We start from the raw sequence: 3,954 nt of genomic DNA on the forward strand, positions 1-3,954 counted from the left end.
TAAATCCTTATCTGGCAAGAGACTTAATTGATTAGTTCGCTCTAGATAAGAAATAATTGACAAAAATCGCTAAATGCCTTTCTATATAAGGGTTCCATCCCTTATAACCCCCGTCCATTGCATAACACAAACCGAAGAGCCTTAAATATAAGATGAACGTAGGTTGGGTTGAAGCATGAAACCCAACGCCCGCTAATGTTACGCTACCGCTAACCCATCCTACAAATAATTGTGCCTCCCTACTTACTGGGAGTTAGGAGTGAAATTTCAATTATCTAATATTCAGGAGATTAAGAAAGTGGTATCAACGAAAAAAACGGCTTTAATTTACTGTGAAAATCAGTTTGGACGTGTGGACGGAAAAACGGCAGCTGGCTTGATCAGACAATCAGAAATATATACAATTGTTGGAGTGCTGGATAGTTCCTTAGCGGGAAAAGATGCGGGAGAAGCATTAGGAGACAAAAAAAATCATATTCCCATTTTTGCCAATTTACAAACAGCCTTAGAAAAACTTAGAGATGTTCCCAATTGTTATATCTACGGCAAAGCACCCTTAGAAGCGTTTATTCCCCCCCTAGAAAGGCTGCTAATTTTAGAAGCAATGGCACAAGGAATGGAGATTATTAATGGTTTGCATCAATTCTTCTCCGAGGATTTAGAATTTAGGGAGCAAGCTAGTCAGTATGGTGTGCAAATTACAGACATTCGTAAACCACCACAATTAGCTGATCTTCATGTATTTACTGGGCAAATTTCCCAAGTAAATATACCCGTTATTGCCTTTTTAGGAACCGATTGTGCTTGCGGAAAAATGACCACTGCGGTGGCAGTTAATCAAACTCTCCAAGGCTTGGGTATTAAGTCTGTCTTAGTCGCTACTGGACAAACTAGCTTGATGCAGGGAGCAAAATATGGGGTTTCGATCGATGCTTTGGTTTCTCAATTTGTCATCGGTGAAATTGAAAATGCTGTGGTTCAAGCTTTTGAGCAAGAAAAACCCGATATTATTTTAGTGGAAGGACAAAGTTCTCTGAGTCATCCTGCTTTTATGAGTTCCCTGGGAATTTTGAAAGGAAGTAGGCCCGATGGGATTATTTTACAACATCCCCCAGCCCGAAAATTTCGCTGTGATTTTCCTCATTTAGCCATGCCAAAATTACAGGAAGAAATTTCACTAATTGAGGCAATTTCTCCCGCTAAAGTTATCGCTATTGCGATTAATCACGAAAATCTCACCACGGCAGCCACTGAGCGTATTATTGCCAAATATGAGCGAGATTTTCAGTTACCGACTACTGATGTTTTGTTACACGGATGTGAGAAATTAGTCCAAGCTTTATGCGATCGCTTTCCGAAATTAAACCGGAAAATCAAAGGGGAAATTTTAGCTGCAATTCCCGCAATTGGGAGCAAATAGGCTGATGAAAGACCTTTTACCCAGAATCGAGATTTCTCTCCCGAAAATACGCCATAATGCTCGTTTACTCTGCCAATTCTACGGTAGCAAGGGACTTTCTGTGATGGGAGTTTCCAAAGCGATTTTGGGTGATCCCTCGATCGCCTTGGCGATGATTCAAGGTGGAGTCAACTTTATCGCTGACTCTCGAATCGAAAATATTCTCAAAATGAAACAAGCAGGAATAGTGACAACTTTTGTTCTGTTGCGTACTGCCTTGAGTCAAGCAGAATCAGTGGTTAACATTGCAGATATCAGCTTAAATACCGAATTAGCAACAATTCAGGAACTTTCCTATTATGCTCAAGAAAAGCAAAAAATACACCGCATTATTATCATGACGGAGTTAGGGGATTTACGCGAAGGTGTACTGCCGAAAGATCTGGTCAAGTTCATCAAAAAGACCCTCGCTTTTCCCTTTATCAAAATTATTGGACTGGGTTGTAATTTGGCTTGTTATGGAGGTATTAAACCTGATAGCCATAATATGAGCAAATTATCTGTGTTAACAGATACAATTGAGCAGGAATTTTTAATAAAATTACCGATTATTTCAGGAGGCAATTCTGCTAACTATCAATGGTATCAAAAAAGTAGCGAAGTTGGTCGGATTAATAATCTGCGTTTAGGAGAATCAATTTTATTAGGTTGTGAAACAGTTAATCGACAAGTGATACCTGGCTTATATACCGATGCTTTTCGGTTAATTGCTGAAGTAATCGAATCCAAAGATAAACCATCTCTACCCTCTGGAGAAATTGGTCGAGATGCTTTTGGTAATGTTCCCAGCTTTATCGACCAAGGCATTCACCGTCGAGTTATTATTGCATTAGGAAGACAGGATATTCTTATCTCTGGATTACAAACAAGTCAGGAGATAAAAATATTAGGTTCTAGTAGCGATCATCTAGTTCTTGATAGTCATAACAAGAGGTTAAAAGTAGGAAGCGAAGTCAGTTTTAATCTTGATTACGGAGGACTTTTAACAGCCATGACTTCTCCTTTTATTACTAAAAGTTATGCTCTCAATGCAGTAGCACAACTGTCTTGATCGATGAATAAATAGGGTTTGCGGCAAAAAGTTTTTCGGTGGTGGCTGGGTGTGGGGTGTGGGGTGTGGGGTGTGGGGTTTTACCAGTTTTGAGGTGGTCAACTACCTAATTTTCAGGGAAAAAGTACCTGAATTTTCCCCCGATCCCCGCAATGGCTGGCACTTTTTGAGGGGAAAAAAGTCCAAAAGTCTTATCCAACAAGGTTTTTAGATTTATTCAGCAGACCCTAAATAGGTTTTTCCTCTGATTTTTCACCTCTACCCGCATCGATCCCGAATGCGGGTTTTTTGACAAATTGCCGAAAGCTAAGGGCCAAATCAGGAAGATTTAGTAAATTCTAGACCGTTTTCGCTACCGTAACGCTCCATAAAACGCATAAAACGATCCCACTCTGCGGGAGAATTGAAAATAACCGTAGCTTCGATCGCCGTGGGTTTACCGTTGATAAATTTGCCTTTTACTTCCCTGGTGACTATTTCCCCCTCCTCATCAATGAGATACATCCCCGTGATTTCCTCGGTTTGTTGATCTCCGAGGATAGTCGGTTGATCAAAATAAAATTTTGCCGATCCCTTTTCTCCCGTTTTAGTGCGACTTAAGCGGATATCGGGAACAACAGGTTCTTTTAACCCCTTGGAAAACTGAATTTCTGCCATTACTTTTCTTTATCCTTGTCATGAAATACACATTTCTAGATCATCTCACACCAAGTCGCAAGTAAAAAGCAGATGGGACAGCATAAGCTCAAAATATCAATACCAATATCATTTTTCCTTATTCGTAGCAGGCCTATCCATTAGTCATACTAAATCCTATTTAAAAGGTATAGGAGAGTGGGGAGTGGGGAGCAGGGAGCGGGGAGCAGGGAAAAAGTACCTGAATTTCCCCCTGATCACTCCCATATCTGGTACTTTTGGATTTCAAAAAAGTCTAAAAGTCTTATCCAGCAAAGTTTTTAGATTTATTCAGCCAGCCCTAATTGTACCAAATCTGGGTATTAAAAACTGATTATTTATTCCCCCTTTTGCATGAGTGCCTCTTGCATGAGTGCCTCTCCTCATAAGTAACCTATACTCAACGGATTTAGTATTACGCGTGTTTTAGCTTACTTGTGTCCTTAAATACTTCTTTTACTGCGTCAAATCACACAAGTCTTTGTATAAAAGTTGTACGATCATAGTCGGACTAAATTAAATTGTTGCCATTGTTCCCGCTTCTGATCTAGACTAGGTTGAGATTTGTCAAAGCTAATTGCAAAAGTAATCTTTTACAGCCCATGTTTTTTAAGTCTGTTAGCACGCTATAGACCTCTTGCAAAAATCAAAAATCTTCCTTTAGGTGAGGAGTCTCCGAGCCAGTAGTCAGTAGTCAGGAGAATTAAGAATGAGCATTAATCAATTAAATGCTCTATTTGGTTATTTTATGCAATTTTATGCTTATTTT

Annotated in this window: 3 protein-coding genes; 2 read left to right on the forward strand and 1 reads right to left on the reverse strand. The window is 39.6% G+C overall.

What is annotated here, in order from left to right; genetic code table 11:
• Positions 1-259: 259 nt before the first annotated feature.
• Together O9290_RS13620 and O9290_RS13625 are read left to right on the forward strand one after the other, a co-directional pair.
• Positions 260-1,420, forward strand: a complete 1,161-nt coding sequence (locus O9290_RS13620) for an N-acetyltransferase DgcN family protein (protein ID WP_353852138.1) — start codon at positions 260-262, stop codon at positions 1,418-1,420.
• Between the two features lie 4 nt (positions 1,421-1,424).
• Positions 1,425-2,510: an alanine/ornithine racemase family PLP-dependent enzyme gene (locus tag O9290_RS13625; RefSeq protein ID WP_002762913.1), complete on the forward strand. Its 1,086-nt coding sequence runs from the start codon at positions 1,425-1,427 to the stop codon at positions 2,508-2,510.
• Positions 2,511-2,828: 318 nt separating this feature from the next.
• Here the strand turns inward: O9290_RS13625 and psb28 are convergent, their stop codons facing one another.
• Positions 2,829-3,167, reverse strand: a complete 339-nt coding sequence (psb28, locus tag O9290_RS13630) for a photosystem II reaction center protein Psb28 (protein WP_288055106.1) — start codon at positions 3,165-3,167, stop codon at positions 2,829-2,831.
• Positions 3,168-3,954 lie beyond the last annotated feature (787 nt).

The sequence above is a fragment of the Microcystis sp. LE19-41.2A genome (assembly GCF_027530405.1).
GTDB lineage: Bacteria > Cyanobacteriota > Cyanobacteriia > Cyanobacteriales > Microcystaceae > Microcystis > Microcystis aeruginosa.